7 protein-coding genes (1 of these 7 only partly in view) are annotated in these 21285 nt (G+C 69.6%); 4 read left to right on the top strand and 3 right to left on the bottom strand.

What is annotated here, in order from left to right; genetic code table 11:
- The first annotated feature begins 141 nt into the window (after positions 1-141).
- On the top strand, positions 142-432 hold the full coding sequence (locus NRB56_RS19160; protein WP_153344104.1) for a hypothetical protein: 291 nt from the start codon (positions 142-144) through the stop codon (positions 430-432).
- 66 nt (positions 433-498) lie between these two features.
- Here NRB56_RS19160 and NRB56_RS19155 read toward each other — a convergent pair whose 3' ends face one another.
- Positions 499-1290: an SOS response-associated peptidase gene (locus NRB56_RS19155; RefSeq protein ID WP_153344451.1), complete on the bottom strand. Its 792-nt coding sequence runs from the start codon at positions 1288-1290 to the stop codon at positions 499-501.
- 179 nt (positions 1291-1469) lie between these two features.
- Between NRB56_RS19155 and NRB56_RS19150 the strand changes: the two genes are divergently transcribed.
- The 3 genes from NRB56_RS19150 to rsgA are packed head-to-tail and all read left to right on the top strand — an operon-like array spanning position 1470 to position 5527.
- Positions 1470-2978, top strand: a complete 1509-nt coding sequence (locus NRB56_RS19150; protein WP_153344102.1) for an aldehyde dehydrogenase family protein — start codon at positions 1470-1472, stop codon at positions 2976-2978.
- 39 nt (positions 2979-3017) lie between these two features.
- Positions 3018-4310 carry a 3-phosphoshikimate 1-carboxyvinyltransferase gene (gene aroA, locus NRB56_RS19145; RefSeq protein WP_153344100.1) on the top strand — a complete coding sequence of 431 codons (1293 nt, stop codon included), beginning with the start codon at positions 3018-3020 and terminating at the stop codon, positions 4308-4310.
- The gene (gene rsgA / locus NRB56_RS19135) at positions 4307-5527 is read left to right on the top strand and encodes a ribosome small subunit-dependent GTPase A (protein WP_227838047.1); all 1221 of its coding nucleotides are present in this window, start codon (positions 4307-4309) and stop codon (positions 5525-5527) included. The genes aroA and rsgA overlap by 4 nt, the downstream gene beginning before the upstream one ends.
- A gap of 5 nt (positions 5528-5532) precedes the next feature.
- Here the strand turns inward: rsgA and NRB56_RS19130 are convergent, their stop codons facing one another.
- Together NRB56_RS19130 and NRB56_RS19125 are read right to left on the bottom strand one after the other, a co-directional pair.
- A complete protein-coding gene (locus NRB56_RS19130) occupies positions 5533-7191 on the bottom strand; it encodes a WXG100 family type VII secretion target (RefSeq protein ID WP_153344099.1) in 1659 nt (552 codons plus the stop codon).
- A 62-nt stretch (positions 7192-7253) separates the two neighbouring features.
- Positions 7254-21285, bottom strand: partial view of a LuxR C-terminal-related transcriptional regulator gene (locus NRB56_RS19125; protein ID WP_153344097.1) — the end only. The gene runs 41648 nt beyond the window's last position; the window shows 14032 of its 55680 coding nt (coding positions 41649-55680); its start codon lies beyond the right edge, outside the window — the gene reads right to left on this strand; it ends in the stop codon at positions 7254-7256.

Genomic DNA, 21285 nt, shown 5'->3' with positions numbered 1-21285 from the left:
GTTCCCTTCCCGGAACGGCGGGGCGCTGTCGTGCGTGGTCTCGGACACGCCGGGCACACAGGCAAATCACACAGAACGCACAGCGGAAGTGCGTTACTTGGCGAGCCAGATTCGTCTCGAATGTGAGGATGTGATGCGAAAATGTCCGGCCGACAGCGTTTCCGCACCATGGTCGTCGCCGTCTCCGGCGGTGTGATCCTCGCGCTGGGATCCGGCGGCGCGCTCGCCGACAATCAGTTCCCGCTCGGTGACGGCCAGGCCCCGCCCGGTCAGCAGCAGCCGCAGGCGCCGCAGGACAAGCGGCTGGAGAAGGCTCCCGAGAAGGCCGAAAAGCTCGGCAACAACGCCCTCAGCAAGACGATGGATCTGGGCGCGAACCTGTTCAAGTGCGCGCTCAACATCGTGACGCCGTCCATGAAATGCGAGCTGTGAGCGGGCGGCACCTCGCATGACGACGCCCGGCGCACACCGCGCCGGGTGTTCGCATAGGTACTACAGCTACCGGAAGCTCAGCTGATCGCTGCCGGAGCCGCCGCCGGCGGGCGGGGTGAGCAGTTCCGGTCCGTTGTTGCGGACGCTGTTGACCAATGGCGATACCGGACGGGCGACGATATCCGAAACCGATTGCGGCGCAGGGGTTTCCAGCAGTTCGTGCGGGGCCGGGTGATCGGGGTCCAGCCAGGCCGCCCAGTGCTCGCGGGGCATGGGCAGCGGCATGCGGTCGTGGATCTTGGTCAGGTCGCCGACCGCGTCGGTGGTGAGGATCGCGCAGGACAGCAGCGGCGGCAGGGCCGGGTGGTCGCGATCGCGCCAGACCGACCACAGCCCGGCCATGTACAGCGGGGAACCGTCGGCGTGGGCCATGTAGAAAGGCTGCTTGACGGCCTTGCCTTTCGCGTCCGGAGCGCCCTCGACCACCCATTCGTACCAGCCGTCCATCGGGACCAGACAACGCCGCTTCTTCACCGCGTCCCGGAAGGACGCGGTCGTCGCGGCCTTGTCGGCGCGGGCGTTGAACAACGGCTTGCCCTTGGCGGGCACCCCCGGCTCCCCCGCCTTCGCCCAGACCGGGATTAGGCCCCAGCGCATGCGCCGGATGCGTAATCGCGGATCGTCGTCGGCCTGCTCGCGGTCGTGCCGTTCGACCACGGTGAGCACCTGGTTGGTGGGCGCCACGTTGTAATTGGGACCGGTGTATTTGGAGTCGGGCCGGTCGCCGGTCTCGTCCAGGGCGTCGAGTTCGGCGGCCAGCCGGGCCGGATTCGTAGTGGTCGCGTATCTGCCGCACATGAGTTCCATGCTGCCACCGGATGCCGGACGGGTCCGGCGATCGCGGCCGCGCGGTGCCGGAAAGCGGCCCGCCAGAATGGCCGGAAATGCATCTGCGGGCGGTTGACATCACTTCTATGGTGTGGGAGTTTCGAGCCAACATCGTCGTAGCCGACGTCGTCGTATAAAGGGGATGCCGCATGTCCACCACCGAATCCGCAGTAGTGCGGGACACCTCGATTCTGACCTCGGTGGATCCGGCCACCGGTGAAACCGTCGCCACCCATCCCATCGCCGACGAGCAGGCGGTCCGCGCGGCCGTGGCGAAGGCCCGCACCGCCGCCGCCACCTGGGGCGAACTGAGCTTCGACCAGCGCAAGAAGCATCTGCTGCGCTGGGCGAGCCGCATCACGGCCAAGGCCGACGAATTCTGCGATCTGATCTACCGGGAGAACGGCAAGCCGCGCGACGACGCCTTCCTGGAGTTGATGCTCGCGCTGGAGCACATCTCGTGGTCGGCCAAGAACGCCGAGAAGGTCCTGAAGTCGAAGCGGGTCTCCCCCGGCGCGCTGATGTCCAATTTCGCGGCGCATCTGGACTATCGCCCGCTCGGCGTCGTCGGAATCATCGGCCCGTGGAACTACCCGGTCTACACCCCGAACGGTTCCATCGCCTACGCGCTGGCAGCCGGCAACACGGTGGTGTTCAAGCCGAGCGAATATTCCACCACCATCGGCAACTACCTGGCCGCGCTGTTCGCCGAGGCCAATCCGGAACTGCCGGACGGCGTCTTCATCACGGTCAACGGGTACGGCGCGACCGGCGCCGCGCTGGTGCACGCCGGGGTCGACAAGATCGCGTTCACCGGTTCCACCGCCACCGGCAAGAAGATCATGGCCGCGGCGGCCGCCGATCTGACCCCGGTGCTGCTCGAGTGCGGCGGTAAGGACGCGGTCATCGTCGCCGCCGACGCCGACATCGCCGCGGCCGCCGACTCGGTCGCCTACGGCGCCACCATGAACAGCGGCCAGACCTGCGCCGGTGTGGAGCGTGTGTACGTCGACAAGTCGATCAGCGACGAGTTCGTGGCCGAGGTCAAACGCATCCTGTCGAACGTGCGGCCCGGTTCCGACGCGGGCGCCTCGTACGGGCCGATGACGATGCCCAGCCAGATCGAGATCGTCCGCAAGCACATCGAGGACGCGCTGAAGGACGGCGGCACGGCCGTGCTCGGCGGCCCGGAATCGGTGCACCCGCCCTACATCGACCCGGTCGTGCTGGTGGACGTCGACGAGAAATCGACCGCGGTCGCCGAGGAGACCTTCGGTCCCACCGTCACCATTCGCACGGTGAGCGGCATCGACGAGGCCGTGCGGCTGGCCAACGACTCGAATTACGGCCTGGGCTCGGCGGTCTGGTCCCGCAAGCACGGGCTGGAGATCGCCCGCCGACTGCGGGTCGGCGCGACCTCGGTCAACTCGGTGCTCGGATTCGCCGCCATCTCCGCGCTGCCGTTCGGCGGCGTCGGCGACTCGGGCATCGGCCGCATCCACGGCGCTCCCGGCCTGCTGGAATTCAGCCGCGCGCACTCGATCGCGGTGCAGCGCTTCACCATTCCGGGCATGGCGCTGCTGAGCTACAAGCGGACCGCCTCGACCATGAAACTGCTGCACCGGGTCATCCCGATGATCCACGGCCGGCACAAATGACGCGCTGGTTCGGGACCGTATGGGTTGGATGACCGGTTGATGGGTAAAGATGGTGGGGTGAGTTTCTGGCCCGCCCCCCATGCCGGTAGTCCCGTCCGTGCGACCGTCACCCTGCCCGGGTCGAAGTCGATCACCAACCGGGCGCTGATCCTGGCCGCACTTGCCGATCGCCCCTCGACCATCCGCGGCGCCCTGCGCAGTCGCGACACCGATCTCATGATCGCCGCGCTGCGATCCATGGGCGCCGGGATCGAGGGGGACGGTGACGAACTCACCGTGACCCCGGCGACGCTCGGCAGCGCCACCGTCGACTGCGGGCTGGCCGGCACCGTGATGCGCTTCGCGCCACCGGTGGCCGCGCTGGCGCACGGGGATGTGGCCTTCTTCGGCGACGAACAGGCCAAGCTGCGTCCGCTGGGCACCATCCTGCAGGCGCTGCGCGGGCTCGGGGTCGACATCGACGGGGATTCGCTGCCGTTCGTCGTGCACGGCACGGGCGCGGTGACCGGCGGGCAGGTGCGGATCGACGCGTCCGGGTCGTCGCAGTTCGTCTCGGGCCTGCTGTTGTCGGCGGCGCGGTTCGAACAGGGCCTGACCGTCCACCACCAGGGCGCGCCGCTGCCCTCGATGCCGCACATCGAGATGACCGTGCAGATGCTGCGGCAGGCCGATGTCCAGGTCCAGGCGCCGACCGATCCGCGCGAGCCGCAGATCTGGACGGTGGCGCCGGGCCCGATCCACGGCGTCGACTGGGAGGTCGAGCCGGACCTGTCGAACGCGACGCCGTTCCTGGCGGCGGCCGCGGTCACCGGCGGCGAGGTCACCGTGCCGCACTGGCCGCAGCTGACCACCCAGCCCGGCGACGTGATCCGGGAGATCCTGGTGCGGATGGGCGCGGAGGCGCGCCGCGGCGACGGCAAGCTGACGGTGCGCGGCCCGGAACGGCTGGCGGGCATCGACATCGACCTGCACGACGTGGGCGAGCTGACGCCGACCGTGGCCGCGCTTGCGGCCCTTGCGGATTCGCCGTCGCGGCTGCGCGGCATCGCGCACCTGCGCGGGCACGAGACCGATCGGCTGGCGGCGCTGGCCACCGAGATCAACCGGCTCGGCGGCAAGGTCGACGAGACCGACGACGGGCTGTACATCGTGCCGAAGGCGCTGTCCGGCGGCGACTGGCACTCGTACGCCGATCACCGGATGGCTACTGCCGGAGCGATTCTCGGGCTCGTGGTACCGGGTGTGCGGATCGAGGACATCGGCACCACCGGCAAGACGCTGCCGAACTTCGTCGAGCTGTGGGAGGGCATGCTGGCGGAGGCCGCCTCCTGAGGCGGCGCGAGTACGACGAGTCCGATGCCCGGGTCCGCCCGGGCAGGGGCTCCCGGCCGCGCACCAAGACCCGGCCCGAACATCGGGACGCGGTGCCGGCCATGGTCGTCGCGGTCGACCGGGGGCGGTGGAGCTGTGTGCTCGCGGACGGCGATGCGGCGCCGGACGACGGCGCATCGGCTGCCGGCGATATCGGCACACCGGACCCGGCCGATGCGGCGGACGACTCCGGCGGGATCCCTGGAGCAGCCGACCGCGCGAGCAACGCCGATGCCGCCGAGCGCGGCGGGCTCGCCGGAGCTGCCGCGGGTCCGACCGGTGCGGCGAGTCCGACCGGCGGAACGGGTTCGGGTGGAAACTCCCCCGCGCCGATCGGCTTTCGGCGGGTGGTGGCGATGCGGGCGCGGGAACTGGGGCGGACGCCGATCGTGGTGGGCGACAACGTGGATCTGGTGGGCGATCTGTCCGGCCGGCCGGATGCCCTGGCCCGGATCGTGCGGGTGGCCGAGCGGCGAACGGTGTTGCGCCGCACCGCCGATGACACCGATCCGTTCGAGCGGGTGGTGGTCGGCAATGCCGAGCAACTGTTCATCGTGGTGGCGCTGGCGGATCCGCCGCCCCGCACCGGATTCGTGGAGCGAGCCATGGCGGCTGCGTATGCCGGTGGGCTGCAACCGATTCTGTGCCTGACCAAACACGATCTGGCGGGCGAATCCGAATTCGCCTCGGAATTCACCGATCTCGACCTGACCATCGTGCACGGCGGACGCGAGGATCCGCTGGAGCCGATCCGGGAGTTGTTGCACGACAAGCTCACCGCGCTGCTCGGGCATTCCGGGGTGGGTAAGTCGACGTTGGTCAATCGTCTGGTGCCGGACGCGGAACGAGCGGTCGGCGAGGTGTCCGGAGTGGGCAAGGGGCGGCACACCTCGACGCAGTCGGTGGCGCTGCCGCTGCCCGGGGGCGGCTGGGTGATCGACACGCCGGGGATCCGGTCGTTCGGGTTGGCGCACATCACCGCCGACGACGTGATCCACGCCTTCGCGGATCTGTCCGGTGCCATCGAGGACTGCCCGCGCGGCTGCACCCATCTGGGCCCGCCGGCCGATCCGGAATGCGCGCTGGACGAATTGCCCGGGAAACACCGGCGAGTCGCGGCGGTCCGGCTGCTGCTGGCCGCGTTGAAGTCCAACGATCCCTGGATGACCGGGGGCTGAGCGACTCAGTCGGACCCGGTGGTGGCGATCTGCTCCGCCACGGAGGTGAGCAGGCGGTGCAGCGCGCGGGCCGCCGGATGGGCCTGCCCCGGCTTGCCGAGTTCGACCTCGGCGAAGGCGTTCACCAGGGCGGCCGCGGGATCCAGCACCCCGCCGGCGAAGCAATGGTCGCCGAGTTCGCTTCGCCAGCCTCGGTATTCGGTGATCATGCGCTGCACCGAATCCCGCCGCACGCCGCTGATGCGCAGGAATTCGAGCAACAGCGCGCGCTGTGCCGCGCGCCGCGCCCGCACTCCGGCGATCAGGTCGAGCGCCCGGCCGAATTCACGGACCACCGTCGCCCGGACCGGATCGGCCTCGTGCTTGTCGCTCAATTCGGCGACCACGGGGGCACCGTGCAGCAATCGCCGCGGGTCGGCCATCCCGTCCGGATCGAGAACCAGCCACAGCGCGGGTCGGGTCCCGGGCCGGCCGGTCGATTCGATCCTCGACCGCGTACCGGACTGTTCTGCGACCGCGATGCCCCGCAGGACACCCGGGAACCGGGGAACCAGGTGATCGATCGCGGCCACCAGGTTTTCGGCCGCGACGATCCCGATCCACCACGACTCGAAGCCTTCGATCAGCAGCCGATGCCGGGCGGCCATCTCCCGGATCAGTTCCAGCACTTCGGGGTCGGGTGTTTTCCGCTTCGCGGTCCCGGCGTCGACCGGCCGTTTCCGCCGAGTGTCCCGCTCCGGCGGCTCGGATTTCCCGGGCCGAGGCGGGCGATCCTTCCGGTTCGGTGGCGACACCCGCGGCGGCTGCTCGCCTCCGACCGGACCGCTACCCGCTTTCGACCACGGCGTACCGGTGGAATTCCGGCCCGCCGACCCACCGGACGCCGACCCACCGGGCGGCTGCGCGCCGGACTGCGCCGCCGAGCCTTTTCCGGGGGTGGAACCGGCCCCGGCGGGCGGCTTCGAGGAATTCGACGCCGCCGTCTCGGCGGCGCTCGGAGTCCAAGGCGCGGACGAGGATCCGCGCGTTTCCGGGGTAGCGCCCCGCGATGATGCCGGGTCCGCGCCGGACGGCTGCCCGGATCCTGGTTGTCGCGCACCCGGTTGTTCCGCAGTCGGCTGCCGGGTACCCGGTGACTGCGAGGTCGCCGGCTGTCCGCCGGCGGCCGCCGACGGTGCGGCCGAGACGGTTCCCGTTGCCGGCGTCGCGGATCCGTACCTCGGCGAGGTAGCCGTCGGCACACGTGTGCCGGCGGAGTCCGGACCGGCGACGCCGCCGGCCGCCCCCGGAACCGTGGACCCCGAAGCCGGCGTCGGGCTCGTTCCCGGCGATATCGGCACGGCTCCCGGGTATTTCACGTCGGCGATCGTGGACGCCGACGAGATATCCTGCCGAGCAAGGGCTTCCATGGCTTGCTCCGCCTGGGTGCTCAGCGACCGTAGACCGGACATCACGGTCTGCATATTGGAGATGCCCTTTTCGGCGTCCGGCACATAGGTTTCCGCGAACCGCTTCCCGGTTTCGTCGTCACCCCAGGGTTCACCCTCGGAATCCAGATGCTGCCGCAGCGCCGCGACCGTCCGGGCGCCGTCCTCGGACACCTGCCGCAGGCGAGCGATCGCCGCCTGCATCTCGCCCTCGTCCATCCACAGCAGGTCCGCCAACGTCGCACTCTCCTCGATCGGCTCGCTACCGTGCGGTCACCGGTGCCCGGTGGGAACGATTGTCAGGTATTCCCGCCGGTGGGAGGATGCGCTGTCCCGGATGCGCCGGTACTCGGGAGCCGGTGTCCGAACTGCCGCGTGAACGCGGCGCCGATTTCGTTCAGCACTATTCGCAGCTCCTCACCGGCGGTATGCCGCAGATAGCGGAAGACGACTCTGAGCAGATACTGCTCCGAGCGCTTGCAGGCCACTTTCTTCACGAGTACGTTCGCCAGGTAGCGCGTGTAGAGATATTCGGGCGACTGATCGGCGAGTGAACGACATCCCGGATAATGCCCCGCCGACCACAGCCCGTCGAAGACGTGTTCGGCCAGATGCACCATCTCGTCCTCCGACAACACTGTCGCCATGTACGCGAAATGCGGATCGGGTAATGGCCGGCCACCGTTGTGCGACATCTCACCGTGCCAGATATCCAGCAATTGCGGAAGTTCGTCGAGGGAAAATGCGCGAACGAGCCGCTGCACGAACGTCAGTTGGCTCGTATCGCGCGGCCCGGTACCCGCCGTCGCTCCGACGCGATACGTCCGGAACTTCCGCATCACGAAGGAATCGCCGCCGGGACCTTTACTCCGTTCCTGCTCGAACACCAGCGGTCCGCGGTTCTCGGGGTGTATCAGCATGTCGGCATTCAGGGCGGCGATCGTCATCAGGGCAACGGTCGCGTGCAGCGGGGCGCGCCGCACCAACCGGCTGAGTTCGAAGACATCCCGTTCGGTCAGCTCGCCGTGCCGGGCCATCCGGATCAGCCCGCGGACATGCTGCTCCCCGGCTTCGTGCCGCCGGGTCTTCAGCCATTCCTCGCCCTGCAATTCACCGGGAGCGGGCTCCGGCAGATCCGCGATGTATTCGAAGCCGGGATAGCGCAGCAGGGCCGCCTTCAACTCCGCGACAGTCCATTCCTCCGGCGGCCGGGCGCCCCGATCCGGCGCGTCGTGCTCGGCCGGGGCCGATATCGGGTCCGTCGTGTGCTCGGTGCCGGTAACGGGAATGATGTCGTCGGCGCCGGTCTGCGGCACGACGACGGCGGTGAGAATTCGGTCCGCGGTGGTGGCGACCCGGCCGGACATCTCGCGCAACGCGGGATCGATATTCGTGTCGTCGTCGACGTCGATGTACGCGTGGAATGTCATCCCGACCGGATCGACGACCAGGCGGATGGCCGGGCCGTCGATCTCGTGCCCGGTGAGGGGGAACCACGCCTTGTAGACAGCCTCTTTCGCGGAGAACAGCACTCGGTCCCAATGCACGCCGCCCGGCGGGCCGATTTCCTCGAGCCACTGGCTCTCCCCTGCGGCCGCCACCATGCCGAGCACCCCGTCCGGCAGTGGCGCGTTGTCCTCGGCGTCGATGCCCACCGACCGTACTTGCCGCGAATCCGCAACGGCCGCAGCGTAATAACCGTCCTTGTGGGTGATACTGCCGACGACGCCGTCCGGCCACAGCGGCACATTCCGATGCCCGCGCAATACCGGGAAAACTCCGTGACCGAGACCGGCCAGAGCGCGCCGCGCGGCCGTGCGGCCGTTGATCAACTCCAGTAGTCGCTTCTTCACTTCGCGGCCGGTGACCAGGGCCGCCGCCTCTTCCGGGAGCAGTTCACCGGCCGCTTCGCGTCCGACGATCTCGGCCGTGTGCAGGTCCGGCAGCAGCCGCGCCACCATCGGGACATCGGCCGCCGCCTCACTCGCACCGCCGAAAGTTCCGGAGTCCGAGCGTCCTTCGCTCGAGGCGTGCCCCAGCGCCCACGGCGGGACGTCCCGCGAGGGCCGGGCCACTGCCGGATCTCTCGATTCGCGCGCCTTCGCCGGCGGCAGATCCAGATCGATGTCCGGAGTGGATGCCGGGGACGGGGCGGGCACGGCCGGGACGGCCAGCCGCTCGAGGGCTGCTGCCGCTTGCCCGGTCGCCACGATCACACCGGATTTCGCGGACAACGCGCGGACGGTCGCGGCGATGACGCCGGGACACATGAAGTCGGCCACGGTGTCGCGCAGGTCGGTCAATTCGACCCGCAGCCGGGTGATTTCGCGGCGGGCGTCGCCGAAGATCCGCTCCTGCGGGTAGCGGGTCGTGGCGACCGTCAGGAGGTCGGCGGCGCGGTTCAGCAGGTCGAGTCCGGTGGCGGTGTCCCGGGTACGGGTGAGGTGGTACAGGGCGGTATCGAGCAGGCGCGTGAACTCGGCCGCTCGCAACGGCGGGTGAGCCGTGTCCGTTACCGCGGCGGCACCGTGCGGGGTGGCGAACAGCTCGACGGCGGTGGGATCGACGCCGGATTCGCTGCGGGACAGCAGTAACCGGTCTACCTCGGTCACCGATGCCGGAACCTCGCCGTACGCGAAGGGAGCAGCGATCACAGTGGCGATGACGCCGAAAATATTGCGGTACCGCGACTCCGGCTCGTCCCCGGGCGACAGTAGACGGCGGCTCGCCAACGGGAGCCGGCCAAGATTGTGTTCCAGTTGGAATTCCAGGCGGCCCATGTCCTGGGCGATGTCGCCGGTCCGGCGCAGCGTCGAGGCGATGTCGGTACACGCCGCCACGCCGGCGAACAGTGTGTCGGCCGCCGCTCGCATATCGCGTACGGCCGGGATCCAGCCTTGCAGGTCGTGCACTGTGTCGAACAGGGTTTTATAGTCCGGGACGGCGGCGGCGGGCGGAGTGTCTTCGCCGATTCGGTATCGCAGTTCGAGCAACACGATGTTGAGTGCGCGAGCGGCGCCGATGAATTCCGCGGCGGGGGGTGTCTCACCGCGATGCAGCATGTCGAGGTGACCGGTCAGGGACCGGTGCAGATATCTGACCGCGGTATGGGCGTCACCGTCGGTCAACTCCGCCATACGCTCGGAGAGTTCCTCGAAGGTGGCATTCGTGAGATCGGACATATTCAATTCCGGCGGCGGCACGCTCGCGTCCGGAGCCACTGCCGACGACAGCGCGGACTCCCGGGGTCCGTCGGCCACGATCGCGGGCCGCGCCGGCGCCGAACTGATCGAGTAGCGGGTATCGACGGCGAACGACCGCGCATTGCGCGGCAGCACGGGGAGCACCGGCGGGATCCCGGCCACCGCCGGAGGTATCCGGGCACCGATTGTGACCAGGAAGTCCGGCATGGGCAAGTAGTCCAGTGCCAAAATCCGACGCAGACCGGCGCCCGGTGCCGAAGCCCACTCCGTGCAGGCCACCGTCCAGGCGGCGACGTACTCGTCGTTGACGAACCCGATCTGTTCCGGTGTCAGCAGCCCGTACGACGCGGCCCTGGTCAGCCGGATGGTGTCGTGGATGAGCCGCGCGATCGACTCCATGGCGCCGTAGGGCGGCTTCGCGCCCCGGCCGATACCCGTCAGCAGGTGCAGGCGCGCCGCGTCGTAATCGCGCGGCGCTACCCGCCACAGCTCCCAGTCCAGCGCCACCACCTCGGTCCGGCCGTCCGCGACGACGAGGAGCAGATTGCCGAAATGCGGGTCACCGTGGACGATCTGGCTGCGCACCGGATCCATCAACCAAGACCACATCACCACCGGTGCGAAGGGGTGCGAAGGAATACCGACGGCCGCGAAATACTCGCCGAATTCGTCGAGCGCGGCTCGGTATCGCTCCGTCTGTTCGGCCACCATTTGCCGGATGAATTCACCCGCATCGATATGGGGCACCGGCACGGCAGCGAGCTCCCGATAGAGCTCGTCGAGTTCGCGTACCAGGAGCTCCGCCGGCGGCGCGGCCATATCGGCGACACGCTGGGCGTCCTCGACGAATCCGAGAATCTGGACGCCGTTCACCCGCCGGCCGTCCGGCATGTCGACGCGGTCGAACAGCCCGAACAGCCGGGGGCTCCGGTGGACGCGGTATTTGGCGAGTATTTCGTAGATTCGCCATTCGAGCTCGGGCCTGGCGTCCAGTCCGTCGCCACCCGACAGCCGGATACGTACCAGGAATCGACCGGTTTCCGGATCACCGACGGGAATGTTGAGATTGTAGTTACCGGCCATGGCCTGCGGCAGTTTTCGGAGTGCCGCGTCGATCAGCCGCCGCGCCACATCCTCGGGCATGGGCACACGGTGGTCTGCCGGGCCGGGAGACGCTCCGCGGGGAAGATATTCGGCGATCGTCAGCAACCCCGGGATCCGATCCGGCTCGGCCGGGCCCGCGTCGTGCCGCGCCGAGTCCGGGTGTTGCGGATTCTCCGCCGCGAGCCGGATCGCGAGGCGATGCGCGACATCGTCCGCGATATCCACCGCCGCTCGATTCGATCGGCCGTGCCAGAACACGTCCAGAAATGCGGCGAGCCGGTCACTGTCGAATTCGGCGAGGTGCCGGTCCCATTGTTGCCGGGTCGCCAGGGCGACCGCTCGAAGCAACGGGTTCGACGGCTCGGCTTTCATACTCGTCAATCGGATGAGTACCTGCTGCCGGTGCAGCGCGAAGCGCAATTGCCGGATCGCGAGGGTGTGGGCCGTCGAGGCGAGCGCGGTGAGGTCGTCGCCGACCGCGGCGGTGGCCTCCGCGATGATGTTCTGGGCGACGATTTCGTTACCCACGACGCGCAGAATCTCCTCGAACAGCGCATCCGGGGTCAGCGGTCGTCCGGGTGCGCTCGCGACCGGTTCGCCCGGCACCGGAATCGCCGAGAACACCGGTTCCGCGCTCCAGGGCAGGATGGGCCGATCCGATCGGGCATCCCCGGTGGTTGCCGGTAGTTCCGCCAGCCCCAGTGCCAGTTCGTCCCGCAGCCGGCTACCGACGACGAAATATTCGTGCGCGATCTCCGCGATCCGCGGTGTGCTGATGTGCACGCGGCGCTGTGCCCAGGCGGCGTTCCGCATCCGCGTGTGCAGGCGGTCGAGCGCCGCGGCGGCGGCCCGCAGGGACGGGTGGTCGCCGAGCCGGTTCAGCTCGTTCAGGACATCGATGGCGTGCCGCAGGTTGCGGAGTCCGGACACATGGTCGGTGGTGTCGACCAGTTGATGCATCGCGATCGTCAGCAGATCGCGCACGTAATCGGCGCCGGTCTCGGCGCGGCGGTCCGCTTCCGCGCCCTGCGCTTGCGCGAAAGCCGTTGCGCGATCGGGCAATCGACCGAAGGCGGCGGCGAGCACCGGATCGGGCTGCCGCCGGGATCGCGTGTCCAGGTAGCTGTCGGCGAGGTCCACCCAGAACAGCGTCTCGCGCCCGTTGCCGTCGGACCGTATCGCCATCGCGGTCGAAATGAGTTGTGCCCGTACTTTTTCGACGGATGTACCCCGCAGCGCCGTGGCGAGCCGGGTCAGGTGGTCGTAGATCTCGGCGAAACCGATCGGCAAGCCGTGCAGCGGATTGGGCGCGTACCGCGGGGCACGGACGGTCCCGAGGACATTCGTGACAACCTCCGCACTGCGGTGCATGTCGAGCTCGAGGTCCGCCCAGCCGGTGACGGCGCGCGCCGTGCGGACCAGATCCCGTTCATTCGTCCACTGCGGATCTCCCGAGTCGACGAGTGCGGCCATCGCGGCGCCGGATCTGGCCCGCAGCTCGGCCAGCACGGCGTTCAATGCCCGTCCCGGATCGGTCAGGTCCGTCATCGGTGGCGTCTCGCCGCGATCGACCGCCGCCAATCGCTCGGCGACCCGATCGCGAAGGTCCAGCATGGCCCGCCACGCCGCCGAGGTGGTGAGACCGGCTGTCCAGTCGCGCAATTCATCGGCGGTCGCCTCATCCGCATTGGGAGCGGGAACCGGTACGGCGGCCGGGCCGGCCGGAGCGCGGAGCCCGGGCGCATTCCGCTCGCGGCCGATCCGGGTGGTGGGGCCCGCGGAGCGCGTCCAGTCGACGACGCTGTCCGGATCGATCGGAGACTCGGGAGTGCCGTCGCGGTGGAAGATGATCGCCGAGACAGTCGCTCCGGCCGCCTCGAACGCCGCCAGTTGCGCGAGGCGGGCGCGTGCTTCCGGTCCGGTGAAGTGTTGATGTTCCGGTTCGCCGTCCGGTCCCGGGGTCGTCCGATGCAGGTGTAACTCGCCGGTGTCGTCGGTGGTGACGCTGAGGGCGTGGGCGTCGATGTCGTCGGGGCGGTCGTCCCGGTACTGGATCGTCAGCAGTGCCGAGTCGGCGGGGTCGCCGGAGTTTTCGATGCGGGCGACGAATTCGGCGATGGATCCGCCGGTCCATCGGCCGTGCGCGTATTGGGCGAGTTCGCGCGCGTGGATACCGATCTGCCGCATGATCGCGCGGGCGTCCGGGCCGGGGAGCGTGATCGGACTGGTCTCGCCGTAGCGCCCGCGGACGAACTCCAGTTCGCCGACACCGCAGAGTGCTTGCACCACAACGTGGTTCGGATCCGACGCCACGACCGTCGTATCGTCACGCAGATATCCGGCGACGGCGCGAATCGCGCGAAACTCTCGCATGTCGAAAGCCCCGGTGCCGGCCCCGGTTTCGGCGACGGCCGCCGCACGAGACAGTCCGCGCACGTATCGCAGCGTCAGCGCTTGCCGGTAGGAGGGGTTCGCGAGCCGGGCGATGGCGGGTGCCAGAATTCGAACCGGCGTGGCGCGGACCAGTTCCCGGTCCGCGTCCACCCCGGGGCGGGCCTGGGCATCGCCGAGCAGCAACGCCGAGAGCCGTTGGATCGCACGGTAATAGGTCTGTGCGTGATTCGGCCCGAGCTCTGCCACCCGTTCGGCGGTGGACAGATTCCGTAGCAGCCGGCCCTCGACGGCGGCGCGCTGACCGGCCCCGAGTTGGGCGAGGCAGCGGTCGAACGCATCCCGATCGTGCTCGAGCGCCTCCAGCACCACCGTCACGGGATCGTTACCGGCATGCTTCTCCAGCAGGTGGGCGAGTCGCTGGAAGGCGGTGCGCTGTCCCGTCCGCACCGCGCCCGCGGTGCGGCGCAACGTCTCCGCGGTGTGCCGGACCGACAGTTGCCGGCCGAACCGCAGTCCCAGCAACCGCTGCTGCTCGGGGGTGAGCTGCTCGAGGCATTCGACCAAGGCATCCTCGTCGTTGTCCAACGCCTCCCGCACGATCGGTGGCAACTGCGCCACGATGCCGCTCCGCCGCAGCGCCGCCACGAGTTCCGCCGTCGGCATCCCGGCGGTCGGTCCCGCGGGTTCGGCCGTCGCCGTATTCGCGGCAGTGGCCGGGGACGCGTCGGCGATCCGGCTCGTCGCGCGGGCCGCACCCGGTGCCCACGGCGAAGGCTTCGGGGGCATGTCCCGCGTCGGCGCGGGTCGGTCCCCGGCGGGGCGATCCGGCCGGAGCCCGGCCAGAACGGGATCGAGGGCGGATCGCAGCGCGGCCGGAATCGGGTAACCGAGCCAATCGGCGGCCAGCAGGATGAGTTGCTCGGCATCCGAGTGGTCGGGCGCCGCCCGGCGGAGTACCACGCTGACCGTCGACTGCGGCACGCCCGCGAGATGTGCGACGTGACGCTGCGTCGGTCTGCCGGTGAAACCGGTGGCCGGGACATCGAGGTAGCGCATGCGCAGCAGCGGGAACCCGGCGACGGGCCGGGCGGCATCGGCACGGGATTCCGGTCCGTCGGCGGGCGCCGCGTGTTCGAAAGCTACTGCGGCGAAGTACTTTTCGAGCGCATCGAGCAGGGGCGTGAAATGCGGGGAACTCCGGGCCAATCGCCGGATCTCCGCGAGCCGGTCGTCTTCCGGAGGGTGCCGGTGCGGTGCCCGATCGGGATGTCCGAGTATCCGATCCAGTTCCCGCATCAACTCCGCGCTGCGTTGGGCCGACCGCTTCCGGTGCGCTTCGAGCGCGGCCTGCCGGCCGACCGTGGCCGCGTCCTCGCCCGCGGCCGCCCGGGTGGCGAGCTCGGTCCGATGGTGATATTCGAGCCACCGGCTCATCCAGCCGGTGACGTCCTCGAGCCGCACCGTCCGCAAGGCCTGCTCCGGCAGCACCGCCAATTGGTGCTGAATCATGTTGACCGCCAGTCGCATCGGTCCCGGAACGATATGTTCCGCCGGAGTCGGCAGGAAGGCATTCGGAGCGGCGAGGTCCCGAGCCGTCCGGTCGGCGATCGCCTGGTCCAGATTCGCTGCGGGGGCGACTCCGTCCAGCGCTGCGACGGCGTGGCGGTAGGCCCCGAGAATGTGCAGCGGTACGTCTTCCTCGGCCAGTTTGCCGGCGAGCGAATACTCCAGCAGGCCTTTCAATTCCGACAGGATGGCGACGGCGATGTCGAGCGGGGACCGCACCGGATCCAGGGCCGAGCGATGTCCGAAACGCAGATACGCGTCGAGGGCGATATCGGGGGCGACGGCATACACCCGCCGCAGCCGGGAAAAGAATCTGGTGGCGTTGACGGCTCGCCGCAGATGCGCGGGCCAGGTGGTGACGATGGCCGCGTCGGTATGGTCTTGTCGCAGTTCGGGTTCGAGCAGTTCCATCGAACGCACCACGTTGCCCTCGGTGTTCGGCGCCGCGGGTTCCTCGATGAACCGCGCGGGCCGCGCGCCCGCCTGCTCCGCTATCAGGCGAAACCGTGCCGCCTCGGTGCTGTGCGGCCGCTGCGGCTTGTCGGTGCCCTGTGCGGTCGCCGCACCGTGTCCGCGGTCCCATCCGGAGGTCACCACGACGACCTTGTCACGCCCGAGCATGCCGACGACCTGTTCGAGGAATACCGCGCTGCCGTCCTCGGGATTACCGTAGGACAACAGGAAGATCTTTCCGTCCTGTTTCAGCTCCGCAACGCGTTCGGCGGTCAGCACCCAGGCGGAGTCGAAACGTAGATAGTCGTAGACCTGTTCGAGGGCCGCCATGAATCGGGCGTCGTCGACTCCCGCGTCCCGCAGCTCGTGGAGCCACCTGTCGAGCGGATCGTCATCGGCGACCACATCCGGAGAATTCCGCACCGACAATTCGTCCCAACGCCGGAATGCGAACTGCTCGACCGGCTCTGTGGTGCCGGACTTCCGCATCCACGGCGGCGGTGCGGGGTCGTCCGCCGCGGACTGCGTCTCCGGCGTCGGCCGGCCGCCGGAAACCCCTTCGGCCTCGGTGAGGTCGCGCTCGAGCTCGAGGAATTTCTCGGCCAATTCCAGGCCACGCCGGTGTTTCGGTGTGAAGGTTCCGGTGCGCTCGCGGGCCCGCAATCCGACGGCGAGTTCTCGCACCCGTTGCCGGAACGGCTTCCCGGAGTCGTGGCGGCGCCAGCTGTCGCCGCCGAGTTCGATCAATTCTGCTCTGATGCGCGCCAATTCGGCCCGCTGTCCGGCCAGGTATTCCGCGACCGTATTCGAGGCGGGGTCCGGGTCCCGCCGATCGCCGCGCGCGAAGCCACCGCCGGTCGCGTAGGTCACGGCGAGTTGCTCCGGGCGACTCTTCCCTCGCTCGAACCGGCGACCGTGATCGAGTGGATTGCCGTCGATGCCGAGGGGGTCGTCGGCATCGGGCACCCCCATCGAGCCGCGCAGCGGGCGGGCGGATCCGGTGTGCGGGGCACGAGTCTCGGCACCGGCGGGAACGCGGGCGGCCGCGGCGCTCCACGGGGTCCCCGCGGCGGCCGGTTGCTCGGCAGAATCTGTTGCGGCAGAGTCTTTTTCGTTGACATCGGGCGCGGTTCCGGTCAGCGGCGCCGCCGCGACGGTGACATCGTCGCGGCCGCCCGCCTCGATGGCCGCTCGCACGAAGGCGCGAGGGATGGCGCGCGGATCGCCGTCGGACTCCGCGAGCGCCTCGCGGAGAATGTCCACGAGGGGCGTGGGGTCGTCCGGGCTGATCGGCTCCCACATTCCGTCCGTTGCCACCACGACCATGCCGGGGCCGCGGAGGCCCTCGACCGTCTCCGCATGCGGTTCCAGTCCGTCCAGGGAGCGGCCGAGACAATGGGCGAGACCACGGCCGAACGGCGAATGCTCGGCCTCCTCGCGGGAGAAACCCAATCCGTCCATGACCTTTCGGACGTTCGAGTCGTCGACGGTCAGTTGCCGCGCGGGTTGCCCGTCCAGCGGTATCCAGTACACCCGGCTGTCGCCGACCCAGTCGACGGTGAGCCGGCCGGATTCCAGCAGCGCGACGGCGATCGTGGTGGCGGGGGGACTGTCGGCGCCGGGTTCGGGATCCAGGGCGAGCACCGCCTCCTGGGCGGCCGCCACCGCGCCGCGGACCGCGCTGACCGGGTCCAGCCGGCCGGTGCGCGCGGCTTCGTCCAGCGCCGCGGCGATATGTTCGCGGGCGGCGTCCCTTCCGGCGGCGGACGCGCGGTGACCACCACGCGGCCTGGACAACCCGTCGAGAACGACCATCGCCGTGACTTCCTCGCCGCCGACCGTCGCCGTCAGCAGGAGGAAGGCATCCTCGTTGTGCGGGTGGTCCGGACTTCGAACACTCGCTGCCGCAACCGAACCCAGGACTTCCTCGGTGAGCTCTGTGTCGAGGTATTCGCGCGGCGGGCGCTGCGAACCCAGGAGTTCGTCGAGTTCGCGAACGCGCGTCGTGGCGGTGCGCAACCGCTGGGCGGCGGCCCGGCCCGCTCGTTCCGAGGTCTGGGCATCGTCGACGCTGCGCGCCACGGCGCCGATCAGCCACCCGTCGAGTTCCTGCCGCAGCGGGACGAGCTGCCGGATCACCCGGTCATAGTGCCGCGCCACGTTGTCCGGCGCGATGAGCGGCAGCATCGCTGTCATGTCGAGCCAGTTGGCGAGGTCCCGCAGCGCGTGATAGTGCGCCACCGAAGGATCCGAGGCGGTCCCGTCGAGCGGGTCGTTCTCGTCGACACCCTGTGCGGCGGTGGCCGCCTCGAGGGAAACCAGGCCACCGACGAGGTCCAGCTGCGCGGTGTCCGCACTGCTCAGCGCGGCCAGCGCACGAACTGCCGCGGGTCGCGCCCGGACGTCTCGGTGGGCGTCGGCCAGCGTCGCGACGAGGCGGCCGACCAGCATGAGTGCGGCCTGCCTCCCGGCCACACCGCCCGCCTCGGCCTCGCGGCGCGCGAGTTCCGCTGTCGCCGAGGTCATCTCCTCGAGGCTTGCGGCGAACTCGGCGAGGTCGCGCAGTCGTTCCGCGGGGACGCGCCGGGCCCGCCCATTGCGGGCAGCACGCAGTTCGGCGAGCCACACCGTCGCCGACTCCGGCGACACCGCCGAGCCGGTACTCGAATCCCGTTGCGTGCGATAGGGATTACCGGTAACGACGCCCGGACCGGACGGTGCGGTGCGATAGGCCGGATGGTCGGGATACGCGGAGGCGGATCGCTCGCGGCCGGCCGGAGTCGGACCCGCCGACCGGCCGCCGAAGGTGCCGGAATCCGAACGCCCCTCCGCCGCGGCATGTCCCATCGCCCATGGGGGCACATCCCGCGAGAGCGGCGCGACCGCCGGATCCCACGGACCGTCCTCCCGGGCCGGGCGGCGCACGTCCTCGGCGGGAGGCACGGGCGGCTCGACGTCGCCCGGTTCGGCCGCGCCCCGCGGGACCGTCGGGTCGGCCCCCGGACCGGTCCCCGCGCTCGCACGGCCGGCGGAGAGTATCCGTTCCGTGAAGACCCCGCGCACGGCCGGCGGGTATTCGCTTGCGGCGCCGAGCGGCTCGGGTTGCCGTTCCCCGGGCGCGGGGGTCTCGTCGGTGTGGGCGATGTCGAGCCGTACGCCGTCCTCCTCGAGGACGATCGCGAATTCCGCCGGTCCGGTCAATCGGGGCCGTACCTCACGCAGCAATTCCTCGGCTGCCGACACCACGGCGTCCCGGTCCGCCTCCGGCCGGTCGAACATCACGTCGCTCACGAGATCGGTGATCACGGTGACCGCCGAGTCCGGGGCGACGTCGGCCGGGACGGGCACGTGCCATGCCTCGGCATGCCGCTCCGGCCGCATCGCGCGGCTCGCCATCTCCTCGTCCGAGTAGTACGTGACGACCAGGACGCCGAGGCCGTGCTCGGCGTAGGAGATCGACTCCCCGGCGCCGGGAAAGTCGTGGGCCTCGAGTACGCGCACCGATTCCACCCGCGGGTTCGAGCGGATGATTCTCAGGTACGGCACCCGCAGCCAGGCCGTATTCGGGAAGAGGACATCGCCCGCGTAATAACCCTTGCCCTTACCCTCCGGGCCGTTCTCGTCCTGGTCGTTCAGCATGAAAGCGATCACGGCGCATTCGGTCCCCGCTTCCATGGCGCGGGTGAACGCGGCCAGGGCGTCGGCGAGTTCCCAGCTGAGCGAGTCGTGGACCCACGTCATCTGGGACAGCGCCCACAGCCCCTGCCCCAGCGTGAAGACGTTGCCGCGGACGGGTGTGGAGGCCTGGTGGAGTCCGGCGATGGTGGCGTCGGCGTCGGCTCCCGCGTCGTGATCCGGGAAATACCGGGAGAACAGGTCGGACATCGCGGGTACCCATTGCCGCCAGATCTTCCGGCTCTCGAACGTGCGCGGGATGCCCTGCGCGTCGATGTACTTCTGCTGCCCCGGTCCGCGGGCGGCCTGCAGGGCGTTCCACTCCTGTTCGTTCCCCTCGTAGAGGATCTGCTCGAAACCACCCCGGACGAAACCGGCGGTACCGAGTTCGTATCCGAGCGCATTGCCTCCGCCGATGTCGCCGGCGGTCGCGAACTGCCCCGGAACGAATCCGGCGGCTTTCAGGAACCGGATGATCGCGTCGTTGATCGTGAGGTCGTGGGCGTAGATCCGGTGCACGAACCGAGGGAGGTCGAGTGTGCCCGGCCGGAAGCCGTCCGCGGGCACGAAGACCCCGTCCACCCACTCGCCGACGTAGTTGCGCAGGATGTATTCCTCCGCGCCCCATTGTTCCTCGGCCTGGAAGGCGTCGTGCGTACCGCCCGGTTCGGCGGACCCGGTCGCCACGAACTCCGTCAACTCGTCGAGGGATCCGACGACGTGATCCGCCGACCTGTCGCGAATTCTCCGATAGCGCAGCACGAGGTGATACGGATCCCAGGCCTGCGCGTACTGCCGTGAGACGAATTCCAGGAATCGGAAGGACCGTCCCTCGGCGTGCGGCCATTTCCGGACGAGCAGTTCCTGCAGGCGCGCGATCTCGCCGAGCATCACCGAATATTCGAGCGTTCCGCGGGTCGCGTAGTACGGCGGGGCCGCGCGTTTGCCGAATCCGTAGTACAGCGCGATTCGCGCCGCGTCCAACAACTTCCGGACCTCGTCCTGTGTGCTCTCCGGGGCGGATTCGGTCCGGTGCCCGGCGATGGTCGTGTGCGCGAATTCGCGGATCAGGTCCGGGTCGACCGGTTCGGGCCCGGCGGGGTCGTCCGGACGTTCGCCCGCCGCCTCGTCCAGGCCGTAACGGGCACGCACCACGCGAGACACGTCGCGCAGCGCCGGTGTCAACGCGTGTGCCGTCTCGGCCGACGCACCGGTGAGATCCATGACGCGGTGCAGATCCGCGCTCCAGTGCGCGAACTCACGCAGTTGCGCCACGCCGGGCGGGAATCCGTCGTAGAGATCCTCCGCCCGATAGCGCGCGATCGCGGACAGGATCACGCGTACATCGACCGCCTCGGTCGGCAGTTCCCGCGGCCAGTCCAGGACCATCCGCAACCAGATGCCGAATTCCTCGGTGTCGGGCACATGGTCCCGGGACTTGCCGTTCTCGTGAGCGAGCCACCGCACCAGCCCGTCCAGCGAACTGGGCACGCCGGCGCCGCGGAACTGTCCGGCGAGCGTGTGCAGCGCCGCCCAGCGCTCGGGGTCGTCGAAACCGGCGAGGTATTCCCGCGCGGCGTCCCGGAAACGTCCGGCGCGCCATGACCGTTCCGGGGCCACCGCCACCAGCGCCGTCCGCACGGACGCCGGATCCCGCGCGTCGACCGGGATTCCCAGGGTGCTCGCCAATCGCACCACCCGGTCACCCAATTCGCTCAGACCGATGCCGGCGCCGTCCGGATCGCGGGGGGATGTCGAGACGGTTCCCTCGACATGCCTGCCCTGATGCCACACCGCGATTCCCAGATTCCGCCCGTCCGGATCCACCCGCAACTCGAGCCCCATCCGGCCGCTGGGGTGCGCCTCGCGCGCCGCGTCGTCGCCGTACACCCGCACCGCGATGTCGCTCGCCGCGGCCGCGACCTGCTCGGTCTCG

The organism is Nocardia aurantia (genome assembly GCF_009604425.1).
GTDB classification, from domain to species: domain Bacteria; phylum Actinomycetota; class Actinomycetes; order Mycobacteriales; family Mycobacteriaceae; genus Nocardia; species Nocardia aurantia.
Note: the sequence above shows the minus strand (reverse complement) of the source record. Positions and strands in the feature narration are given on the sequence as shown.